This is a genomic window from Paenibacillus sp. FSL H7-0716 (assembly GCF_038002705.1).
In the GTDB taxonomy this organism is placed as follows: domain Bacteria; phylum Bacillota; class Bacilli; order Paenibacillales; family Paenibacillaceae; genus Paenibacillus_AQ; species Paenibacillus_AQ odorifer.
Genome location: NZ_JBBODA010000039.1, coordinates 1 through 21,239 on the forward strand (window position 1 = coordinate 1; position 21,239 = coordinate 21,239).

A 21,239-nucleotide genomic window follows, 5' to 3' on the forward strand; every position below is an offset into this window, starting at 1 on the left:
CTTTCTGATTTATTGCAACTTTTTTTTAAAAAGTTATTTGCAATCTAATTCAGATTAACATTCACCAACCGAAAGCTTTATAGTTCCTCTTTGCGACTGGATTTATAATGTAACATATAACCCTATATAAAAACAATACTTAAAAATTTATATTTTATAAATAAGTGCTTTTGACCCACTTTATTTAACATTTTTTATCCCTATTTACCTATAGAAAAACGTGTAGATTCTAAGGATACAGAATCTACACGTAAGTCAAACAACGGCTTAATATATAAATTTATTAGTTTGAAATCCAAGGATTTCTACGTTTTTTAGTACTCGCTGCTGAACCTTGAGATTTCGTAGCAGCTTTGCTTTTCTTGCTGCTAGGTTGACCTGAGGTCTTTGCTTTTTTGCCTGTTGCTGTTTCCTTTGCTACATTCCCCTTATTCTTGAGAGAACCGTTAGAAGTTGACTCATCAGTCTCTGTTCTAGCCGCCTCAGGAGATTCCTGCACGAACGCTTCAGGTTCTTGAATTTCCGGCACCCGATTATGCTGCGAATAATTACCTATCCCTGGATACTGCGGATTGGATGGAATATTAGAGTTATCCGGTCCGCCAAATGCTCCAAGTGTAGAAGTAGGTACCATTCCCTGATTAGGCATTCCTGCTCCATATGCGGAAAAAGCGTTTGGATTCCCATATTCAGGATAGGTGTTGTATACAGGCATGTCATATGAATAAGTTTGCACGGGTTGAATATGCACGCCTCCGCACCCACAAGTTGGCCAAGGAAGATTCGGCGTCTGTCCTCCATTTTGAGGAACAGCATACGGGGAGAAATCCCCGCCTACGTTCATGCCAGCAACATTAGCCTCCATCGGATTCCACTGTCCTGGACTCATGTTAGGGGCAGCATTGGGACTCCATTGTTCTGGGCTTATGTTTGGCGCGGCATTGGGATTCCACTGTTCCGGGCTTATGTTAGGCGCGGCATTTGGATTCCACTGTTCCGGGCTTATATTAGGCGCGGCATTTGGATTCCACTGTTCCGGGCTTATATTAGGCGCGGCATTTGGATTCCACTGTTCTGGGCTCATGTTTGGCGCGGCATTTGGATTCCACTGTTCTGGACTCATATTAGAATACATATTGCCCGAAAAATAACATGGTGAGATACATTCTGGTGCATAAGCCATTGGCTGAACATAACTTGGTGCCCAGTTCATGTTCATATTAGGGCTATTTTGATATGAATCATAGAGATAAGGATTTCCTCCCAGGCCCGGGTATCCGTTGGAATTATCCCATGAGCAATCATTGTCTGCTTTCTTCTCAGCTTTAGGTGCTTCTTGTTGAGCAACCGGCTCTTGATTTGGAACCGTAATCTGAACAAATAAACTCTGCATTTCAATTTCTTGCACTGGAGCAACTTCCATTTGCATATTAGGCGCAGGATTGGGTGCAATATTTTGTGTATTAATTGGGGCGATGTTTAGCGATGGGTGTGGTGCAGAATTGGATTCAGGTGAGATATTTGTCACTGGTTTAGGTGCAGGTTTAGCTTCTGGCTTGGTCTCTGGTTTTACTTCTGGTTTAGTTTCTGGTTTAGGTGCAGGCACTACTTCAGCAGCAGGCTGTTCTTTGGGGCCTGTATATTCCTTGCCACCCACCTGCGTTTTCTCTGAGGCGTTAGAAGGTGTATACCCAGGCTGTGTCGGTGAGGTATTGGATACTTTTTTAGGAATATTAACTACTTCCCCTAGCATAAGTACATTTGGATTCTTTAGTTGGGGATTGGCCTCAACCATATCCTTCAAAGGAATTCCCCAGGCTTTAGATAATTTCCACAAGGTATCTCCTTGTTTAACGGTGTGCTTGTAGTAAACTTCACTGTTCTCCGGTACGGATACAGGAGCCGTAGGTATTTTTACTTTGTCTCCAACCGCTAACACATTCGGATTACTGATCTGCGGGTTAGCTTCAATAAGTTTTTGTAACGGCACTCCGTACTTTTGCGATAAGGCATACAAACTATCGCCTTGTTTAACAATGTGTATTTTCACGTAGCATTAACCTCCTAAAAGTTTTGTGGAGTATTGCTTTCTTTACAGCTACACAGCAAAACTGACTTCGAAAGCAAACACCCTTTTCATGGAACATTGCTCTCTTACAAAGTTATATGCGGTACAGCCGCCTCCTTCGTTACTACATCTTATGCAGCCCATGGGCGAATGACATCCCCGAAATAAAAAAAATCCTTTCATGATCCATGAAAAGATTAACCGGAGACTCCCGTTTTCTTCTGCATGTATGCATAAAAGGACTTCTGATGCGTATTCAATGCTATTTACGTTGTATGATTAGTCTTTATTCCCAAACCTTATAGCCATCTTTATCAACCACATTACGGAACTCTTCGAGCAGCTTCAAAGTGATTGGACCCGCTTGTCCTTCACCAATGATCCGGCCGTCAATTTCACGTGCAGCAATAACTTCAGCAGCTGTGCCAGTGAAGAACACCTCGTCCGCTATATAAACATCATGCATTGTGAACGGTTCTTCTTTCAGTTTAATACCTAATTTCTCGCAGAGCTCAATGATCGCCAGACGGGTAATTCCTTCAAGGGCTCCCAAGTAACATGGAGGAGTGAAAACCACACCATTTTTGATAATGAAAATGTTATCGCCCGATCCCTCAGTAACATAACCTTGAGCGTTCATCATGATGGCTTCGTCGGCTTCTGCCAAGTTGGATTGGATTTTTACTAGGATATTGTTTAGGTAATTAAGCGATTTGATCTTTGGATTGAGTGCATCCGGAATATTACGGCGTTGGGACACAGAAACTGCACGAAGTCCGTTCAAATACGCTTGCTCTGGGTAAATAGCCAGTTGTTCAACGATAATAATTACACTAGCTTTTGGACAACGGCGTGGATCAAGACCTAAGTTCCCTGGTCCCCGGGACACGATCAGTCGAATATAGCCATTCCGCATGTCGTTAAGACGAATCGTTTCAGCCATAGCCTCCAGCATCTCATCATACGTTAGCGGAATGTCCAGCATGATCGATTTTGCCGAATCATACAGTCTGTCCAAATGCTCTTTACATTTAAAAATATTGCCGTTATAGATACGGATACCTTCAAAAATACCGTCTCCATACAAAAAACCGTGATCAAAAACGGATACCTTTGCATTTTCCTTCGTTACGTGTTGTCCATCCAAATAGATCCATTGCTCAGCCATGAATTTACTGCACCTCCGCTTTCTCTTCCTCATAGGTGTATGTGGGATACGAGCCCAGAATCCTTACCTGACAGCCTAAAGCACTAATTTCTTCAATAGCCCCTGGCAGCAGAACAGATTCTATCGGTTCCAGCACATCAATATAAAAATAATAAGTACCCAGCTTCTTCTTCGTTGGTCGTGATTCAATACGCGATAAATTCAGTTTCCGCCAGGAAAAAGCAGCAAGCACCTGATGCAAGGCACCTGGAAAATCCTCTGGCAGCGTTACTAGAACACTCGTCTTTACTCCTGTGCTGCTCCGTGGAAGATCTATCTTCTGTGGACCAACCAGGACAAACCGTGTGTAGTTGTTGTTGTGATCTGTAATTTGCCGATCTACAATCTCCAGCCCATGCGTAGCGGCGCCAAGAGCGGTACCGATAGCAGCCCAGCCCTTGCCGGGATTGTTTTTGACGATTTCCACAGCTTCAGAGGTACTTCCAACCGACTCCAGTTCAGCCCAAGGGGCATGCTTACGAACAAATTGCATGCATTGTGCCATGGCTACGGGATGCGAAAGGATTTTTACCATCTTGGTGAAATCCTTGTTGCCGTCTGTATCTGTGAATTCCCTTGGGTTACCGATAAGATTCTGTATCGATGGAAAAATCCATTCCGTCTGCATTGGCAGATCCACTTCATTGATGAGCCAATCGATGTGAAGACTAACTGAGCCTTCAATGGTATTTTCAATCGGAATCACGCTGTAATCGGTGATACCACCCGCCGTAGAGAGAAATACATCGGAAATTAACTTGTGATGTACAAGCTTTACAGGTTCACCGTTAAACAAATGCAGCAGCGCTTCGTGGGATACCGAGCCCTGCGGCAATACCGCTATTGATTTCATGACCGTACTCCTTTTATCATATCCAAAAATGATACGTTTTGCATCTCGTTTATTTCGAGCAGCTCTGTAGTCACTCCAGAAGCACAAGGTGTTAACCAGCAGGTCCGAGCGGAAATGCCATGTTCCTGCATCGTATTCTTCAAGAAGGCCTCAAGCTCACGCTTGCGGGTCTCTTGGCGATCCACTAAACATAGCAGAGTCGGTCCCGCACCGCTAAGTGCGATTCCTAAAGCACCGTGTTCAGGAGCTTCTGCGAGCAGCTTCTCCATGCCCGGTATAAGCGGTGCACGATACGGCTGATGCAGGCGATCCTGCATCGCTCTGCTAAGCAGGTCAAGCCGGCCTGATGCCAGCGAAGCCGTCAATAGAGAGGTTCTGCTGATGTTGTACACAGCATCACTAACTGAGATTTCTGTTGGAAGCAACCCCCGCGCTTTTGTGGTTTCCAGTTCGAATTCAGGAATAACCACCAGCACCTCAAGATTTTGTGGTGGTTCTAGCCGAACATAATCCGCATGTTCACCATCCCACACGGCAGTAATAATGCCGCCAAACAAGGAGGCACCCACATTATCGGGATGTTTCTCAAGCTGGGTAGCCATATCAAACAGCTTAGCATTATCCAGCGGAGAGCCAATCATTGTGTTCGCTGCGGCCATTCCGCCAATAATAGCTGAGGCACTGCTGCCGAGTCCGCGCGTAAGCGGAATCTCCGAGTACATGGATATCGATAATTCAGGCACCGTAACGCCTGCCTCTGCAAATACCATTTGAGCGACCTTATAGAGTAAATTGCTCTTATCCTGAGCCACTCCATTCATCTCGTCACCATACAGATGAAAAACAGTCTCCTCTGCTTCCTCCATCTCAATCCAGGCATATAGCGGCAAAGCCATACCCAGAGTATCGAAGCCCGGACCAAGATTGGCAGTACTAGCAGGCACTTTAACCCTAGCTCTTCCGTAAATACTCATAACAGGTACAATCTCCTTACTATGTTTTGAAATATGAAAGTATTAGTTCAGTGGCTTGGTTAACCTTCCACACGATAATGGCTCTTAATCCGGCGGATGACTTTCAGCTCCTCGAAATGGCGCAGCACTTTGTTCATGCTTGCTTTACTAGCGTTATGAGTGACAATAATGATCTCCGCATCAGGATTATTGGGATTGGCTTGCTGAACTACTGAATCCAAACTTACATCATATTCGGCAAACACTTGAGTAATCTTAGCCAATACCCCTGCTTTATCATCAACATGCAGAAGTAAAAAGTTTTTATAAAAAATAGCTTCATCACTCTTAAGCTTTTTCTGCTTGTAAGGTACTTTTTGCTTCAATCCATTCACACCTAGTTTAAGGTTCTTAATGACAGCTACCAAATCAGCTACCACTGAGGTTGCAGTTGGCATTGCGCCCGCACCCGCACCGTAGAACATGGTCTCTCCCACTGCTTCCCCGTATACGTAAACTGCGTTGAACACGCCATTGACGGAAGCCAAGGGATGACTAGCCCGAATCAAGGTTGGCTGAACACTGATGCTGAATTCTTCATCCTGACGTTCAGCGATGCCTAACAGCTTAATTTCATATCCGAGACGTTTCGCAAAGGCGATATCCGCCTTACTCACCTGAGAAATCCCACTCACACTTACATCATGCAGCTCCACATTAGTACGGAAACCTAAGGTTCCGAGAATCGCCATTTTGCGGGCAGCATCCAGGCCTTCCACATCCGAGGTTGGATCAGACTCTGCGTATCCCAGATCCTGCGCTTCTTTTAACACATCATTATAGGATGCGCCTTCTTGGCTCATTTTGGTTAGTATGTAATTAGTCGTTCCATTCACGATACCTATAATCTTCATAATCTTATCTGAGGAAAAGCCCTCGATAAGTGTGCGGATAATCGGAATGCCTCCTGCAACGCTAGCCTCATAAAAGACATCACATTGCTTCTCCTGCGCCTTAGCAAGAATCTCCGAGCCGTGCAGCGCCATCAAATCCTTGTTCGCAGTTACGACATGTTTACCGCGTTCCAAAGCTTCAAGAATATATTCTTTGGTTCCCGCGATTCCCCCCATAACTTCAACGATGACATCAATTTCAGGATCACGAATCACATCCCATGGATCTGTCGTTATTTTAGCAGGATCAACCTCGATTTCGCGTGGTTTATTAGAATTATTCACAGCTATACGTTCAATGACAATTGAAGAGCCTACCTGGCTGCTTAAATCCTCTTGATTCCCTTCCACGATACGAACTACACCTGTGCCTACTGTTCCCAGGCCCAGCAACCCCACTTTAACCGGCTTCATCTGTCTCCTCCTAAAAGTTTACGAATATAGTTCCTATCCCTGTCCAACGATTAAAGCACGCTTCACTCCCGGAATCTCTTTCAGACTATCCAGCATCTCTCCGAGTTCCTCATTTAAGTGTGAAATTTCTACGGAGATCACCACATTTGCCCGCCCTTGCAGCGGAATACTCTGGTGAATCGTCAACACATTAGCCCCATGTCCCGCTACAGAGCCTAGTACCTTGGAAAGCATTCCAGATTCGTGCTCCAAATCCATGGAAATCGTAACGATCCGCTCTCGTTCGAGCTGATGGATCAAATGAATTCCATCCTTGTATTTATAAAAAGCGCTTCGGCTTAATCCCACCTGCTCTACACCTTCATTTACGGTCTTCGCATCCCCGGCCTCAAGCAATTGTTTAACCTGCATAGTCTTAAGTACAGCATCAGGCAATATGTCCTCCCGGACCAAATAATAGCGTTCTCTCACGAACGTCCTCACCTCAAAGACTTTTGTGTTTTCTTAGTGGACATTATATCGGAAAAGGCTTGTAAAATGCAATAACTTTATCTGGATGCTCCAAGGCCGGGTAGTTAGGTGTAGTAAAACCCCCGGATTCCCGGGGGCAGAAGGCAATCGTATGTACACTAACTGTATGGAATCGTCGTCCCGCAATAGTCACAGATTTTATCCTGCCCTGGAAGTACTCTACTCTTAGCACCGCAACTCGGACAAACGATGGATTTCGGCAGTTGGACAGGTGGCTTAGGCCTATTCTCCGGCAATGACTGCCGCCCAGATGATGGCTGGTTCTCTGATGCCGCGGAGGGCTGTGCCCGGTCAGGATGTACAAGATTGGGCGGTTGTTTATCTAAGAGCTTAACACGTCCTTCATAATAGACAAGATCAGAAGCAAGTAACCCCCATCTCACCAAATACCGTAGGTCTCTACGTACATCATCTTCACTTTGTTTCGTGATATCAGCTAAATTACCAATATGCCTAACTTCATCCACTACGATCAGCATGAGATACTTCTTGCACAGAAAATCAAAATTTTCTGTTGCGAAGGTAGCCCTCCCTGCAAAGCTGTCCGCCGGAATTATAAAGATCACGTAGAGGACCACCAGAATGATCAATAAAGTGTACCACTTAAAATCCCCTTTGTAGGTCCCCACGGCGAAGAGGACAGCAAGTTCCATAAAAGCTCCCATACATACATGATAGAGCAATTTGTAGTTAAATGATTTCCGCTCATTCTTATAATGAGTGCTTACAAAACGAAGCATCGCAAGTACAAACCCAAGCGGAGCAAACAAATAGGCAATCGCCATGATGATTCGATCAAACACTGTCCGGTCTCGCTTGTTACGGTAGCGAAGGTTATTCTCAGGCGCACGCACCAGTGCTTGTGCCCGTTTGGAATAAATAAGCTTCGGCGGCAATTTTACAAATGGATTGTCTACACGTCCTTCATAATAAACAATATCTGGAGAAAGCACTCCCTGATCTTTTAAATATTCCAAAACCTCGCGGACCTTCTCTTCACTGAATCCGCGAATATCGGATAGGCTGCCGATATGCCTTATGCCGTCCACAAGAACCAATGCGATATAGTCATTGCAAAGATAGGTGAATCCCTCTCTCCATCCTACGGCCCTAACCGACAATTTGATGGCGGGAATCCTAAACAATGCGTAGATAATCACCAGCCTGATCAAGAGTGCGACATAATCGATTTGACCGAGTAGCTTGCTAATAATGAAATAGATCGCCAATTCTACAAAGGCACCCATACACGCATGATAAAACAGGTTAATATTGCTTGCTTTGCGCTGTCTCTTGGAATGTGTAGATAATAACCGGATGGCAGCCAATATAAAGCCAACCGGAGCAAATACATACGCAAACACAATAGTCGTATAATCAAACGCCGTCCGCTCATATTCATGCTTGTACACAGGTTTTCCCGATGTCGGCGGCTGTCTGCGTATATCCAATCCACTCATTTTGTCTTTAATCCCCTTATTTATGTAATCCTATATGCGATGCAGCTAATCTGTTGGTAGACGGCATTAAATGTACGGGATCTTCGTTCCACAGTAATCACAGCTTTTAGATTGGCTTGGGAGCACAGTATTCTGGGCTCCGCACCCCGGACAACGGATAGACTTAGGCAGTTGCGGCGGAGACTGAGGCTGCGCAGGTATCTGCTGCCCCGATGCTTGGGTTCTCCCCGTTCCTCCAAAGCCCGAAGTACTTTCAGGGTAACCTCGATTAGCTGCTGATGGTTCTGGCGCCTGGCGCCCTTCGGATAATGCGATATCAATATCAAGCAGCCCTTTATCCTTCAGATACTGGACATCTCTCCGTACATCACTTTCACTTTGGCCTATTCGTTCAGATATACTGCCAATATGCCGGATATTCTTATTTTGAATCAGCTCTATATAAGAAGTGTTAAGCTTAGAAAGGGTATATTTAGCTTTCGCTGTCACACTGGCCAGTATAAAAGCTGGAGTCAAAAACATGATTGCAATTAAAATAAGCGTTGATACTAATTCAGAAGTTCCAAATTCCCCATTGAGCGCACTAGAAAACATGGCAATAGAAAGTTCAACAAACCCACCAATAAATACATGCATCAGCAGATTGAGGTTAGTCGGTCTGCGGTAATTTTTGTAATGCGTTGTCATCAAACGTAACAAGGCAAGCACAAGTCCAACGGGCATCAGCAGATAAGCCGCCGCGAGAATAACATAATCAAACCCGGTACGTTCGTATTTAAGCCGGGGAACGGCTGCATTTCCTCCCGGGAGCGGTGACGGCTCTTGTAGGTTCAAACTGTTCATGTAGTAAACTCCTCCTATTTAAGTGCCGCTAATTCACGGTTACGCCGCTGAAGTGTAGACTTTATACTCTCTGACATCTCATTTATTTCTACCTGCCAGCCCTCATGTGGCTCTTGGGTCGCCAGCAGTAGCTTCACGTGATCATGTAACAGGGAAATTTGCTGCTGCAGAATATCCTCTGTAGCATATAAAGACGGTTCTGATATCGGATCACTGTACTTAAATTTTTCCTCCAACATATCTAACACGTTCACTAGCTGCTCGGATTCGGAATTCTTCCAGCTACTAGCCAGCTCACTCATTTCAGTTAATTCGTTCTGATACCGCCGAAACTTTTGTAAAGACCTTTTGGCTTGCTGTTCCCCTGCCCCAGCATTCCACCCGTAAAGCCCTATCGCGGCCAAAGTGATCGCTCCTAACACAAGAATCAGCAATTGTTCGGCTGCGTACCATAAGGCGGGTAACTCCAGCAGCCAATCGAAGAGTAAGGCCGATACAAATACGATGGCTGCATAGATTCCCGTAATGATTGCGCCGCTGATAAGAACAGGCGGAGTCTGCTGAATGCTACTTGCAGTCCGGAGCCAAAAAATACAATAACCATAGATTACACTTTCTGCTAGCAGAACCGCGGATAAAGAAATTATGAACCGGAAAAGTGAGTCGGAGAAACCTAATCCAATAAACGAGAACACTGTCAGTACTATAGCTACCGCATAAATGATGGTAATAATGTATATATATCTCCTGCTTTTGTTCATTAGGTCCTCCTTAGCCTGCTTTTGTTCCGCATTCTGCACAGAATTTTTGTCCAGCTTTCAGCTCATGTCCACAGCCGCTGCATTTAATCACCATGCTGTCTCCACAATGAGGACAGAATTTCACCCCTGGCGCTACCATAGTCCCACATTTACCGCAAGCTTTAGGCATCTCTTTTCCACAGGAGACACAAGAAGCCGCTCCCTCAGGATTATCTGCTTTACAGGATGGGCAAGCACGATAAGGATTTCCGCAACCTGGACAGAACTTAGCTCCCGCATTTAGTTCATGCCCACATTCAAAACATTTGATCTTGTTCGCAGATGGAGAACCTAGCGGGTTGCCTCCAAGCGCCTGCCCACAACCGCTGCAGAACCGTCCCTCTACTGGATTCATAACTCCACACTTAGAGCAGGAACGCTGCTCTTGACGTATAACTGTAGTCCCTGAATCCAAATTCATCCCTCTAGTCATACGGTTCACCATATCCATAGCCGGTCCAGCAAATCCCATTCCAAGTCCAAGCCCCATCCCGGTGTTCATCATGCCCACTCCAAGATTGCCGGGATTACCTGCCGCTTCTTCCATCGTGTCAAAACCACGCTCCTGCTGGTAGGTGAAGCCGATGATATCCATTTCTGCTTTTTTAGCCAAAGCTTCCTTCAAACGAATCGTTGCCGGATCATCCTCTGGAATATTGATCGAATCAATATAGAAATTATTCAGCTCAATGCCATTATCCAAAAAAGCCGAGGCTAGTCGGCCCTGAATATGTTTGGAGATCTCTGCAACATAAGCATTAATCTCCAGTATGCTGATTTGTTTGTGCACAAGGTAAGAAGAAATAAGTTCATTTATATTCGACATCAGCAGTCCGCGGAAATAACTGATAAGCGTTTCATGATCAAACTGCGGGAGTGTCCCTACGAGCTTCAGCAAGAATTTTCGCGGATCATCGATTTTTACACCAAACTGCCCAAAAGAGCGAACAGAAATCATAATTTTGTATTTGGGATCTTGAAGCTGTAAAGGTGAGCTTGTTCCCCATTTGACATTCATCGAATTCGTCTTATTCACATACCATACTTCAGCCGTAAATGGTGATTTTCCACCAAAAGGAAGATTAACGATATTGGATAAAATAGGTATATTAGCGGTGCTTAGCGTGTGCCGCCCAGCTGTAAAAGAATCAAGCGCTTGTCCGCCCTTGAATAGAATCGCTTCCTGGGATTCATTAACGATTAGTTGTGTCCATGTCCCCAGCTCCTGATTAGGATATTTCCATGCAAATATACCTGGAGGACCGTCATACTTCACCACTTCTATAATTGCCATCTGCTATTCCTTCTTTCATTATCTTATATATAAATAACGTGTACGCTCCCAAATGGGAATTAGTGTATTTCGATATTTATTGTATACGATATATATCGTGTTTTGGGTTCTTTTATTGAAAAAAATTACTGATCTCCTCACAAAAAAAGCGCCAACTATGCTATCCCTTTACAGGAAAACCATAGTTGGCGCTTCATAGTCAGCTAAATATTAATAGTAGCTGCTGTTCTCAACGAATTCGAATTCGAAATCAGCGATACGGACAATCGTTCCTTCTACAGCACCGCGTTTACGCAGCTCTGCATCTACACCCATATGACGCAAAGTCCGTGCCAGCTTGAGAATCGCATCATGTGTGCTAAGCTGCATGCGCTTCAGCATACGTTCGATACGTGGGCTTGTGACCACAAACGCCTCGTTATCACGTGTAATAGTAAACGAATTATCCTCTTCTGCTTCCAGCTTATACACCTTACGTTCAGTAGTTTCAGCAACTTCCTCAACCACCGGCGCAACCGGAATGCTGTCGAGAATATCCGTTGCACGATATAGGAGCTCCTGAACACCCTGACGGGTAAGGGATGAAATTGGCATGATTTCTAAATCCGGCCGCACCTCAGCTACGCGTTCGCGGAAAGAAATAAGATTCTCTTCTGATTCAGGCATATCCATCTTATTCGCCGCCACAATCTGCGGACGATCGATTAGACTAGCATTGTACTGCTTCAGCTCATCATTAATTAAAACCCAATCCTCGAAGGGATCACGGCCCTCAGAGCCAGACATATCAACTACATGAATGATGATACGCGTGCGTTCAACGTGACGCAGGAATTCGTGACCCAGACCTATGCCTTCACTAGCGCCCTCGATTAATCCAGGCAGATCCGCCATTACAAAGCTTCGGCCATCCCCAACATCCACTACCCCTAAATTCGGTGTAATCGTTGTGAAATGGTATGCTCCGATTTTGGGCTGAGCTGCGGACACAACCGACAGCAACGTAGATTTACCCACACTCGGGAAGCCTACAAGCCCTACATCAGCCATTACCTTAAGTTCCATAACCACATAACGCTCTTGGCCTTCTTCACCGTTCTCCGCAAGCTCTGGTGCAGTATTATTAGCTGTGGCAAAACGGGTGTTACCCCGGCCTCCACGGCCTCCACGTGCAACTACAACCTGTTGTCCATGACGCGTCATGTCGGCAATGATCTCTTGCGTATCATCGTCAATCAGAATGGTTCCTGGCGGAATACGAACGATCATATGATCCGCATTCGCTCCATGTTGGCTTTTGTTCCGTCCTTTAATCCCTTTGTCAGCTTTGAAGTGGCGCTGATAACGGAAATCCATCAACGTGCGCAGTCCCTCATCTACACGGAAAATAACGTCGCCTCCACGGCCTCCGTCACCACCCGCAGGACCACCCTCCGGTACATATTTCTCCCGGCGAAACGCAACGAGACCATCCCCGCCGTCACCGCCTTTAACATAAATCTTAGCTTTATCTACGAACATAAATGTTCACCTTCCTCACATTTCAAGCGGTAATCGCAGCTCTACATAAGCCCTGCTAGGCTTAAACTGCTCTGCTTTCATGATTTTTCCTTGTACTATATTATAAATTTGCCCTTTGAGCAGCTCGGGATTGCCATGCTCCCCCTCGCCTTCGAAGGAGATAAGAATGTCTCCTCCATCCTGAAAAAAGCCAAGGCGCAGCTTGCGCGTCTCCCCCTGAGGAGCCAGCCCGTTGTACTGATAAGCCCGTATGGTCTGCATAATCACTGAAGTCAGCTCATCTCCTGCTTCTGGATTTAGCTTGTCCTCTAGCTGCAACCCTTCCTCCACCTGAACTTCCAATTCCAGACTAGACCTGTTAGTTCGGAAGGATTGGATATAGAAAACCAATGAAGGAATGCCCAACTTAGCGATACGACTATCAAGTGCTATGCGTTCCTTTATTCTTTCCACACACTCCACGGATTTATTAGGCTTTCCAAGCTGAATATATCCGTATAGAATCTGCAAATCGTTCATCCAATCATGTCGATGATGATTCAGTGTCCGAATCGCCGCCTGTTGCAGAGTGTTCTCTTGTATACGCAGCTCCCGTTCATAATGACGCTGGCTCCAGATAAAACTGAAAGCAACGATTGCCACTACCCAGACTCCGAGTAATAGACACGTCAGAAGAGAAGTATGCCAATACAAAAGACCTAAAGGAAGCATTACGGATAACATGACTGCCCAGATTGCACTTTTCCAGGATTTCATTCTTTCTCCCCGTCCCTCAGTTCGCAAAATTCATGACTTCGTTTAGATAATTTGTTTTGTTAGTATCATTTACCATTTCCTAGTATAACACACGCGTTCACTGTAGTTCACCAGAGATAATAACGAGATTTTCACATCTATCTAACCCTTCCAACTTTGCAACACAAATAATTATGAATATTCTACAAAAAAGCCTCCGGCACTCATGCCGGAGGCTTCTACTTGCTCATATGGTCCGTAAGCTTACGCTTCCAGTGCCGCTGCTACCGGAGCGACATCAACTGGGTACACGCTCACTTTTTTGCGATCGCGGCCCCAACGTTCGAACTTCACTACGCCATCCACCATTGCGAACAAAGTATCATCTTTACCGATGCCTACGTTAGTTCCTGGGTGAATTTTTGTTCCGCGTTGACGAACCAAGATGTTACCGCCGGTTACTGCTTGACCGTCAGCACGTTTCACGCCAAGACGTTTGGAATGGGAATCCCGTCCGTTTTTTGTGGAACCTACACCTTTTTTCGATGCGAACAATTGAAGATTCAATTTCAACATGTTGTCAACCTCCTTCTTTAAATATTTACTTGCTGTATTTGAATATACTTCCCGTATGATTCTGCGATATCATTCAGCATCACGACCATGGATTCGAGCAGCAATTGTACCTTCGCGGAAGTATCGAAATCTTCAACAGAACTTAATGTTCCACTTAAGAATCCGTTCTTCATGGACGTGTCCATGGAGATTCCGGTCAAGGTCTCAATCGAATTGACGGTTCCAACTGTTACAGCGGATACCCCGGCACATACGATATCTTCGCCACGCTTCGCATAACCCGCATGCCCCTTAACCTCAAAGCCAACGATAGTTCCTAGATCCGATAATCGTGTAATCCGCACGCTAATCATTAACGCACCTTCTTACGCTTGAATCTTCTCGATAGTTACTTTCGTGTACGGTTGACGATGACCTTGTTTCTTATGGTAGTTCTTCTTAGGTTTGTATTTGTAAACTACAACCTTAGCGCCTTTACCATGTTTCTCGACTTTAGCTGTTACAGACGCACCGCTTACTAGCGGAGTTCCTGCAGTCAAACCACCATCGTTAGAAACAGCCAATACACGGTCAAAAGTTACACTTGCGCCGTCTTCAGCTTCCAACTTTTCAATGAACAAAACGTCGCCCTCTTGGACTTTGTATTGTTTACCACCAGTTTCGATAATTGCATACATTTTACTTGCACCTCCTCATGTCTCAGACTCGCCTAGTCTAGGTGGCAGAATTCCCGTAGGAACTGCGCTTATGTACCCGATCGGAGCGGTTACAGCATGTGCAGGATCAACTGCATCAAACACATACTTGAAGATAGTATCATACTTATGACTTATCGTCAACTCATTCCAGCCATTCTCCAACTTTTCCGGTTCCCCCGCAGCACTGGCAAATCACAGGCGCAAAGCTGGCTGAATCATGCCTTGCCTTCTTTCTGGTCATCTCGAGCAGCCCGAGTCTTGTCCACCCCAAAATATGTGTTTTGGTGCGATCCTTGCAGATCACTTTCTCTAATCGCTCTGTGACCATCTTGCGGTGAAGCTCTTGTTCCATATCAATAAAATCGACAATAATGATTCCACCAGTATCGCGTAACCGGATCAAACGACCGATCTCCTCAGCTGCGAGCAAATTCGTATTGGTAACCGTTTCTTCAAGCGATGCTCCGCCAATGTATTGAGCGGTGTTGACATCAATTACGGTTAACGCCTCTGTCTCATCCCAGATCATTGTTGCTCCGCCCTCCAGCGTGATTTTGCGGCTGAAGCTCTTGAGCAATTGATCCTGAATACCATAAGCAGCGAAAATAGACTCCGCTCCATTATAAAGACAGACTGGCTTGTACCCTTCAGGAGCCATGTCGTCCAGAAAGGCTGTTGCTTCTCTAGCTGCGGCAGATGAATCAATAATCAACTGATCCCGTTGCGGATTAAAGGCATCTCTTATAAAGCGTTGAACAATACTAAGATCACGATGTAGTAAAGCGGGGGCCTCTACCGTCTGTGCTTTACGTGTAATATTCTCCCATTGGGCACGCAGAAAAGAAAGATCGCCCTCCACAGCTTCATGTGGCTCGTCCTGAGAAACTGTCCGCATGATAAGCCCTTCTTCTTTCATTCGCAGACGTTCTCCGATTCCTTTGAGACGGCTGCGCTCTGCTTCCCGGCTTATTTTTTTGGAGACACCGACGTATTCTGCAAAGGGCATGTACACCATCCAGCGCCCGGGCAACGTATAATGAGTCGTTACACGTGCGCCTTTTCCGCCGCTCGGCTCTTTCCGCACTTGAACAACAATATCCTGTCCCGGCTGCAAAAGCGTCTCGATAGAGGGCTTCACATCAGGCTGTTTATCCAAATTAGGATGCAATACATCATCAACATATAAAAAAGCATTCTTCTTCTGTCCGATATCAACAAAAGCAGCCTGCATACCTGGAAGTACGTTAATCACACGGCCTTTGTAATAACTGCCGACCAACCCTTGCTGCTGATCGCGTTCAGCCGCGTACTCCACCAGCCTTCCGTTTTCCAGAAGAGCCATTCGGGTAATGTGCTGCGTGCAGTGAACGATCATCTGTTTCATGGCTTCACCTCTGGTTTCGTTCGTTCATTCCTTCACATTCTCTGCATAAATACACTATATTCCGAAGTAGGTTGATATTAAGCGCTGTTCCGGCACAACAGCAACAACATTTCCTTTACCGTTTAACACATAGATAAAATGATATTGATTACGTTTAAATAGACGCAATATATCATCTAAAGGTTTCGCAGATAATGCAACTATTGGACGAGCTACGCTTCCTGTTCGCAAATGATACTCATAAACAGCCTCCCGATTCATCAAAAAAGCAACAAACCGGTACGGTAAATTACGATGGTCGGTAAAATTCGAATACAGCAAAAAAGCTCCGATCATGACCATATTCAGCCTAAGGCCTCCACCCGCTCCAAGAGGCAGCAGCGCATATATAATCACAAGAACACTTGCGACTACACTCACCCGTCCAGTCCATAACAAAGTGTAGTAATAAGGAAGCACTAAACTAATAGTGGCCTGAAGCACTTTACCTCCGTCAAGCGGCAGCACTGGCACTAGATTAAAAAGTCCAATCATGGCATTGGCATGAATAAAATAGGTCAGAAATTCCTGATTGCCATAACCGGCTTGTTGAAGTCCCAAAGCAATTACGATCATAATTCCATTTTGCAGTGGACCGGCAAGGGCAATTCCGATCTCACGACTGGCTGTAAGCCGCCCATGATCTTCAATAACAGCCACTCCGCCAAACGGAAGAAGCTGAACCGACTTAACTGTAACACCAGCCAAAAGAGCCGCAACGACATGTCCCATTTCATGAATGAAGACAATCGTAAATAAGGTGAGCAGCTCTAGAAATTGTCCCGTGACCACGGAGAATAACATAATGATCACGAACAGTGGATGTAGTGACAGTTCGATACCAAAGATCCTAATCAAACGATACCACTTCTGTAGGATCAATATAAGTCTTGTCTTTCATCACTGCGAAAAATAGTGTTGAAGCTGAGGATACGTCCTTCTCCATCATCCAACCGAGTGAATCCCCGCTCTGCACCCAGTCATCAACCTCCAGCTTGGTGCCGCTCAAATGTCCGTATTCTGCAGTGACACCGCCTGAATGCTGAACAGCAATTCGAATGCCCCCTTCCAGCTCTTTAGAGATGGAGAGAATACGTCCCATGTCTATACTTTTCACCGTCACATTTAAGGTTGAATCGATTTGAGGCATAATTTCCACCCCTTTTAGCGTAGAAGCAAAGGGCTGGACAATGCTCCCAGCTATCGGGGCAGTGAGTTGATGATGAGCGGCCACTTTTTGAGCAGGCTCATCTTTATCCCCAAATATCGGAATGAACGCTGGAGCTCCGTTAAAGTTCTCCTCATACCAGACTCTCACAGCCGTGAAATCCATGTCATTGCTTAACGCATCACTAATAAAAGCTTGCATCTTATACGACCATGGCTGATGTACCGCAAAAATCCCCCACACTGCTCCAAACACAAGAACACTAGCAACAAAGCGCCGAATAAAACCAGCAGTAAAATTTGAGCCTCCACCGCCGTCATCCTCCCAGCCTCCACGACTCTTTTTCCACATCACCTCTGGATCGGGCTCTACAGAGGATTGATCCGCATTCTTAAATCCTGTTCCCCATTCCTTAAAGCTCGTACTCTTATCCGGCATAATAAATAAAGGGGGAGCCTCCGCTATTTCTAGTTCCGGGACTTCCGAAACTCCTGAGACTGCTGAGACTTCCGGGAGTTCCTCCAATAAACTACGAATGCGCTCCTTGCGGCGATTCTTGATATCTGATTTCTGATCCATATTTATCCCTCCGGACGGGCTTGTTTTACTTCCATTTTATGAAGCACGGAAGTCTCTTTAGAACAAGCCCCTGCAAGACAGACCATTTAAATCCCGGAAATGCCATCCATTCATATTTATTCAAAAAAATAAGCCCCACCATAGATTTCTCTACTGGTGGGACCCGTGTATGCTTCTTATAATAGGATTGCTTAGTAAAAATTAAGCCATGCCGAAAAATTTCTTAAGCTTCTTAAATGCTCCCGGTTTGCGGTCAAGCTGCATCAGGGGTACAGCATCACCTAAAATTCGGCGTGCAATATTGCGATAGGCAATAGCAGCTGAAGAATCGGGATTCATAACTGTAGGTTCTCCGTTATTTGCGGCTTTAATGACTAGTTCATCATCCGGAACAATTCCGATAAGATCAATGTTCAGCACCTGTAATATATCCTCAATATCAAGCATATCGCCAGACTTCACAAGACCTGGGCGAATACGGTTTACCACCAATTTCGGCGATTCCACACTCGACTGTTCTAATAGTCCGATTATACGATCGGCATCCCGCACAGCGGCATGCTCTGGTGTGGTAACCACAATCGCTTTATCCGCACCGGCAATCGCATTGCGGAAGCCGTGCTCGATTCCTGCCGGACAATCGATCAGAACATACTCATATTCCTTCTTTAGTTCAAGAATGATATCTCTTACTTGTTCAGGAGAGACAGCCGTTTTATCCTTTGTTTGAGCTGCAGGCAGCATATACAATTCATCAAAGCGCTTGTCTTTAACGAGCGCTTGATTAAGGCGGCAACGTCCTTCTGCTACATCCACAAGATCATAAATAATACGATTCTCAAGCCCCATAACTACATCCAGATTACGCAGTCCAATGTCGGTATCGACGAGACATACTTTTTTGCCCTGCAGTGCAAGTGCGGTTCCAATGTTGGCTGTTGTGGTTGTTTTGCCAACTCCGCCTTTGCCCGAGGTTACGACTATCGCTTCTCCCATGGAGGCTACACCCCTTTAAACACATTTAAATCCTGACGTAATTTGACCAAATTATGAATCTTATCGATCTGCATAGCTCCGTTTGTTAAATATGCAAATTCCATACTGCTTTCTCGGGTTTCCCATTCATCGGGCGGACGACTAATAATATCGGCAATTCGCAGCTGCGTTGGAGACATTAAAGAAGCAGCTATAATCGCTTCCTCATTCCCGTCTACTCCAGCATGCGCCATCCCTCTTAGCGAACCTAGTATATAAATATCGCCTGAACAGGTTATGGTCCCCCCAGGGTTCACATCCCCCAGATATAGAAGATTTCCGTTATGGTGCAGCACCTGGCCGGAACGTAGAATTCCGCTCATCAAAAACAATGCGTCATTATCCTCACTGCCGGGCGCTGGAAGCGCCTCTATAGATCGAATCAACAGATTTCCCTGTCCCTTAAGAATCTCCAGCACAGCTTCCTTGTCTTCCTCAGTTACGGTACGATTGCCCAGCTTTATGTCCACATGTACAATCGGTCCAGTTAAAATATTTTGATGGCTGTGCTCCAGCTTATAGCGAAGCTCGCTCAGAAGATCTTCAAAGGGACATTTGTCGTCTAGCAGGAATATCAGGCCATCCTTGATGCCCTTAATCCTTACATGCTTGGATTTTACTGTCATATGCCTGGCCCCCTATCCTCATTCATTCGTGCCGGGCCCCTTAAATTCCTGCTTTGTATAGAAAGAAAATAGAAGCTCTTTAAGCCGCTTCTTCCTTATTCGTTTCTTTCTTGATTAGCTCAAGCTGGCGCCGAACCGGTATGTAAAAGAGTAGCCCGATGGCAAAATGGAAAAGCATCGTCGGCAGCATGTGATTCAAAATCGCCCAGCTATAAGGTTCTTGATTAAGATTAAATACACTATAGATACCAAATAGTATACTATCCTCAAGTAGACTTCCAAGCAGAACCACAGTCATCATAAGGGGCAGCGGAGCACGCGGAATCTGAAATAAAAGGCCGATTAAATAAGCCGACAATCCCATCGCAAAAGAGTGTGCTCCAAGAATTCTGCCGTAAAAAACGACATCATGCAGCATTCCAAAACATAATCCCAATATAAGTGCTGTATGCCGATGATGATAAATAGTCACGAACAATAACACTACAAAAACCAGATTCGGAATGATTCGCATCTGCCACACATCTGGAATCAGCCAAGGTAAGATGGTTCCCTCTACAATAAATAAGAGGAACAGTAACAGAACAAGAACTGATCTGCGCATATTCACTATTCAGCACGCTCCTCCGTAAACACAACAATCAACTGCTTCCAGTCCTGAAATTCTGCTGAAGGCTTAATCACTGCTGTGGAGGTTAATCCAAATTCACCAACATCGACGCTTTCAACTGTGCCTATTGTCAATCCCCTTGGATATAACCCTCCAATGCCGGAAGACAGAATAGTATCCTTCGCTGCAATAGGATCACCCGGTGGAATCTTAGTCATCAGCAGTCTGTTCGTCTCTGGATTATAACTCTCAATCATCCCAAAGGATTTACCCTCTTTATTTAAGGCAGTTGCCGCAATAGGCGGCTGGGAATTAGGATCATTGGTGTCCATCATTGTCATTAGCTTCACCGTGGAGGTGAAATTGCTCACCTTACTGATAACACCAACTAGACCATCCACTGAAATTACGGACATATTAGGTCTAACCCCATCTTTGGAGCCCAAATCGATAACAATCGTACTATTGCTTGGCTCTGTTGTCTGGCTAATTACCTGTGCAATACGATATTCATATTTATACAATTTCTTCTGTTCTTCAGTGAAATTCCAATTTTTCTCCAACTCGTCATTCCGCGCCTTGACGAAATTATACTGGGCTTTATCACGTGCATACTGGGCAGCCATAATTTTAAGCTGTTCATTTTCTTTAGCAAGATCACTCAGATTTCCAATATCTTCAAACAAGCCCGCTACATATCCAGCGGGCTTGTAGAACATTTTTTGCACGAAACCAGTCGAATCTCTGAGAAAGTTCTCCGGCCAGGACAAGTTTTTCCTTGTTGCCAAGCTGAAGCCCATTACCACAATGAACAGCACCAGTGTAATCAACAGAATAAACAGACGTTTATTGCTTAAGAGTTTAAACAGTTTCAACACCCTCTAACAACAGT

General features: G+C 45.2%; 23 protein-coding genes and 1 other annotated feature. All 23 genes read right to left on the bottom strand.

What is annotated here, in order from left to right; translation table 11 throughout:
- Positions 1-283: 283 nt before the first annotated feature.
- Entirely contained in the window at positions 284-2,050 is a 1,767-nt protein-coding gene (locus tag MHH60_RS28775) for a LysM peptidoglycan-binding domain-containing protein (protein WP_341161184.1), read from the bottom strand.
- 304 nt (positions 2,051-2,354) lie between these two features.
- Entirely contained in the window at positions 2,355-3,236 is an 882-nt protein-coding gene (ilvE, locus tag MHH60_RS28780; RefSeq protein ID WP_036685189.1) for a branched-chain-amino-acid transaminase, read from the bottom strand.
- A 4-nt stretch (positions 3,237-3,240) separates the two neighbouring features.
- A complete protein-coding gene (gene pheA, locus MHH60_RS28785) occupies positions 3,241-4,128 on the bottom strand; it encodes a prephenate dehydratase (RefSeq protein ID WP_076137757.1) in 888 nt (295 codons plus the stop codon).
- Complete coding sequence (gene thrB / locus MHH60_RS28790; RefSeq protein ID WP_076137759.1) at positions 4,125-5,102, bottom strand: homoserine kinase; 978 nt, start codon at positions 5,100-5,102, stop codon at positions 4,125-4,127. Before thrB ends, pheA begins: the two co-directional genes overlap by 4 nt.
- Before the next feature lie 59 nt (positions 5,103-5,161).
- A complete protein-coding gene (locus MHH60_RS28795; protein ID WP_036685184.1) occupies positions 5,162-6,448 on the bottom strand; it encodes a homoserine dehydrogenase in 1,287 nt (428 codons plus the stop codon).
- 33 nt (positions 6,449-6,481) lie between these two features.
- Positions 6,482-6,919 (bottom strand): ACT domain-containing protein, encoded by a 438-nt coding sequence (locus MHH60_RS28800; RefSeq protein WP_038573029.1) that lies wholly within the window; start codon positions 6,917-6,919, stop codon positions 6,482-6,484.
- Between the two features lie 158 nt (positions 6,920-7,077).
- Positions 7,078-8,439 (bottom strand): hypothetical protein, encoded by a 1,362-nt coding sequence (locus MHH60_RS28805; RefSeq protein WP_076137761.1) that lies wholly within the window; start codon positions 8,437-8,439, stop codon positions 7,078-7,080.
- A gap of 66 nt (positions 8,440-8,505) precedes the next feature.
- Positions 8,506-9,282, bottom strand: coding sequence for a hypothetical protein (locus tag MHH60_RS28810; RefSeq protein ID WP_076137763.1), 777 nt, complete (start codon positions 9,280-9,282; stop codon positions 8,506-8,508).
- Positions 9,283-9,296: 14 nt separating this feature from the next.
- Positions 9,297-10,043 carry a hypothetical protein gene (locus tag MHH60_RS28815; RefSeq protein WP_076137765.1) on the bottom strand — a complete coding sequence of 249 codons (747 nt, stop codon included), beginning with the start codon at positions 10,041-10,043 and terminating at the stop codon, positions 9,297-9,299.
- 10 nt (positions 10,044-10,053) lie between these two features.
- On the bottom strand, positions 10,054-11,376 hold the full coding sequence (locus tag MHH60_RS28820) for an SPFH domain-containing protein (protein ID WP_076137766.1): 1,323 nt from the start codon (positions 11,374-11,376) through the stop codon (positions 10,054-10,056).
- 210 nt (positions 11,377-11,586) lie between these two features.
- The gene (obgE, locus tag MHH60_RS28825) at positions 11,587-12,897 is read right to left on the bottom strand and encodes a GTPase ObgE (protein WP_036685174.1); all 1,311 of its coding nucleotides are present in this window, start codon (positions 12,895-12,897) and stop codon (positions 11,587-11,589) included.
- Between the two features lie 15 nt (positions 12,898-12,912).
- Entirely contained in the window at positions 12,913-13,653 is a 741-nt protein-coding gene (locus MHH60_RS28830) for a Spo0B domain-containing protein (protein WP_076105522.1), read from the bottom strand.
- Between the two features lie 243 nt (positions 13,654-13,896).
- Positions 13,897-14,208 (bottom strand): 50S ribosomal protein L27, encoded by a 312-nt coding sequence (gene rpmA, locus MHH60_RS28835; protein ID WP_036685171.1) that lies wholly within the window; start codon positions 14,206-14,208, stop codon positions 13,897-13,899.
- A gap of 17 nt (positions 14,209-14,225) precedes the next feature.
- Positions 14,226-14,561 carry a ribosomal-processing cysteine protease Prp gene (locus MHH60_RS28840; protein ID WP_036685168.1) on the bottom strand — a complete coding sequence of 112 codons (336 nt, stop codon included), beginning with the start codon at positions 14,559-14,561 and terminating at the stop codon, positions 14,226-14,228.
- Positions 14,562-14,573: 12 nt separating this feature from the next.
- Positions 14,574-14,885, bottom strand: coding sequence for a 50S ribosomal protein L21 (rplU, locus tag MHH60_RS28845; RefSeq protein WP_036685166.1), 312 nt, complete (start codon positions 14,883-14,885; stop codon positions 14,574-14,576).
- Positions 14,886-14,899: 14 nt separating this feature from the next.
- Positions 14,900-14,986, bottom strand: a sequence feature (ribosomal protein L21 leader region).
- Positions 14,901-15,068 carry a hypothetical protein gene (locus tag MHH60_RS28850; RefSeq protein WP_155288184.1) on the bottom strand — a complete coding sequence of 56 codons (168 nt, stop codon included), beginning with the start codon at positions 15,066-15,068 and terminating at the stop codon, positions 14,901-14,903. It overlaps the preceding feature by 86 nt.
- Positions 15,049-16,290 (bottom strand): Rne/Rng family ribonuclease, encoded by a 1,242-nt coding sequence (locus MHH60_RS28855; RefSeq protein ID WP_038573035.1) that lies wholly within the window; start codon positions 16,288-16,290, stop codon positions 15,049-15,051. Before MHH60_RS28855 ends, MHH60_RS28850 begins: the two co-directional genes overlap by 20 nt.
- Positions 16,291-16,344: 54 nt before the next feature.
- On the bottom strand, positions 16,345-17,187 hold the full coding sequence (locus tag MHH60_RS28860) for a M50 family metallopeptidase (RefSeq protein WP_076137768.1): 843 nt from the start codon (positions 17,185-17,187) through the stop codon (positions 16,345-16,347).
- A complete protein-coding gene (locus MHH60_RS28865) occupies positions 17,180-18,076 on the bottom strand; it encodes a M23 family metallopeptidase (protein ID WP_076137770.1) in 897 nt (298 codons plus the stop codon). The genes MHH60_RS28860 and MHH60_RS28865 overlap by 8 nt, the downstream gene beginning before the upstream one ends.
- A gap of 201 nt (positions 18,077-18,277) precedes the next feature.
- The gene (minD, locus tag MHH60_RS28870; protein WP_036685156.1) at positions 18,278-19,072 is read right to left on the bottom strand and encodes a septum site-determining protein MinD; all 795 of its coding nucleotides are present in this window, start codon (positions 19,070-19,072) and stop codon (positions 18,278-18,280) included.
- Between the two features lie 5 nt (positions 19,073-19,077).
- Positions 19,078-19,737, bottom strand: coding sequence for a septum site-determining protein MinC (minC, locus tag MHH60_RS28875; RefSeq protein ID WP_036685154.1), 660 nt, complete (start codon positions 19,735-19,737; stop codon positions 19,078-19,080).
- A 79-nt stretch (positions 19,738-19,816) separates the two neighbouring features.
- Complete coding sequence (gene mreD, locus MHH60_RS28880; protein WP_080742577.1) at positions 19,817-20,347, bottom strand: rod shape-determining protein MreD; 531 nt, start codon at positions 20,345-20,347, stop codon at positions 19,817-19,819.
- Entirely contained in the window at positions 20,347-21,225 is an 879-nt protein-coding gene (gene mreC, locus MHH60_RS28885; protein ID WP_076137772.1) for a rod shape-determining protein MreC, read from the bottom strand. Before mreC ends, mreD begins: the two co-directional genes overlap by 1 nt.
- Positions 21,226-21,239: the final 14 nt, after the last annotated feature.

Bases quoted from the DNA above. Each gene is read 5' to 3' on its own strand.
- ilvE (WP_036685189.1), bottom strand. From the start codon at position 3,236: ATGGCTGAGCAATGGATCTATTTGGATGGACAACACGTAACGAAGGAA.
- pheA (WP_076137757.1), bottom strand. From the start codon at position 4,128: ATGAAATCAATAGCGGTATTGCCGCAGGGCTCGGTATCCCACGAAGCG.
- thrB (WP_076137759.1), bottom strand. From the start codon at position 5,102: ATGAGTATTTACGGAAGAGCTAGGGTTAAAGTGCCTGCTAGTACTGCC.
- MHH60_RS28795 (WP_036685184.1), bottom strand. From the start codon at position 6,448: ATGAAGCCGGTTAAAGTGGGGTTGCTGGGCCTGGGAACAGTAGGCACA.
- MHH60_RS28805 (WP_076137761.1), bottom strand. From the start codon at position 8,439: ATGAGTGGATTGGATATACGCAGACAGCCGCCGACATCGGGAAAACCT.
- MHH60_RS28810 (WP_076137763.1), bottom strand. From the start codon at position 9,282: ATGAACAGTTTGAACCTACAAGAGCCGTCACCGCTCCCGGGAGGAAAT.
- MHH60_RS28815 (WP_076137765.1), bottom strand. From the start codon at position 10,043: ATGAACAAAAGCAGGAGATATATATACATTATTACCATCATTTATGCG.
- MHH60_RS28820 (WP_076137766.1), bottom strand. From the start codon at position 11,376: ATGGCAATTATAGAAGTGGTGAAGTATGACGGTCCTCCAGGTATATTT.
- obgE (WP_036685174.1), bottom strand. From the start codon at position 12,897: ATGTTCGTAGATAAAGCTAAGATTTATGTTAAAGGCGGTGACGGCGGG.
- MHH60_RS28830 (WP_076105522.1), bottom strand. From the start codon at position 13,653: ATGAAATCCTGGAAAAGTGCAATCTGGGCAGTCATGTTATCCGTAATG.
- rpmA (WP_036685171.1), bottom strand. From the start codon at position 14,208: ATGTTGAAATTGAATCTTCAATTGTTCGCATCGAAAAAAGGTGTAGGT.
- MHH60_RS28840 (WP_036685168.1), bottom strand. From the start codon at position 14,561: ATGATTAGCGTGCGGATTACACGATTATCGGATCTAGGAACTATCGTT.
- rplU (WP_036685166.1), bottom strand. From the start codon at position 14,885: ATGTATGCAATTATCGAAACTGGTGGTAAACAATACAAAGTCCAAGAG.
- MHH60_RS28855 (WP_038573035.1), bottom strand. From the start codon at position 16,290: ATGAAACAGATGATCGTTCACTGCACGCAGCACATTACCCGAATGGCT.
- MHH60_RS28865 (WP_076137770.1), bottom strand. From the start codon at position 18,076: ATGGATCAGAAATCAGATATCAAGAATCGCCGCAAGGAGCGCATTCGT.
- minD (WP_036685156.1), bottom strand. From the start codon at position 19,072: ATGGGAGAAGCGATAGTCGTAACCTCGGGCAAAGGCGGAGTTGGCAAA.
- minC (WP_036685154.1), bottom strand. From the start codon at position 19,737: ATGACAGTAAAATCCAAGCATGTAAGGATTAAGGGCATCAAGGATGGC.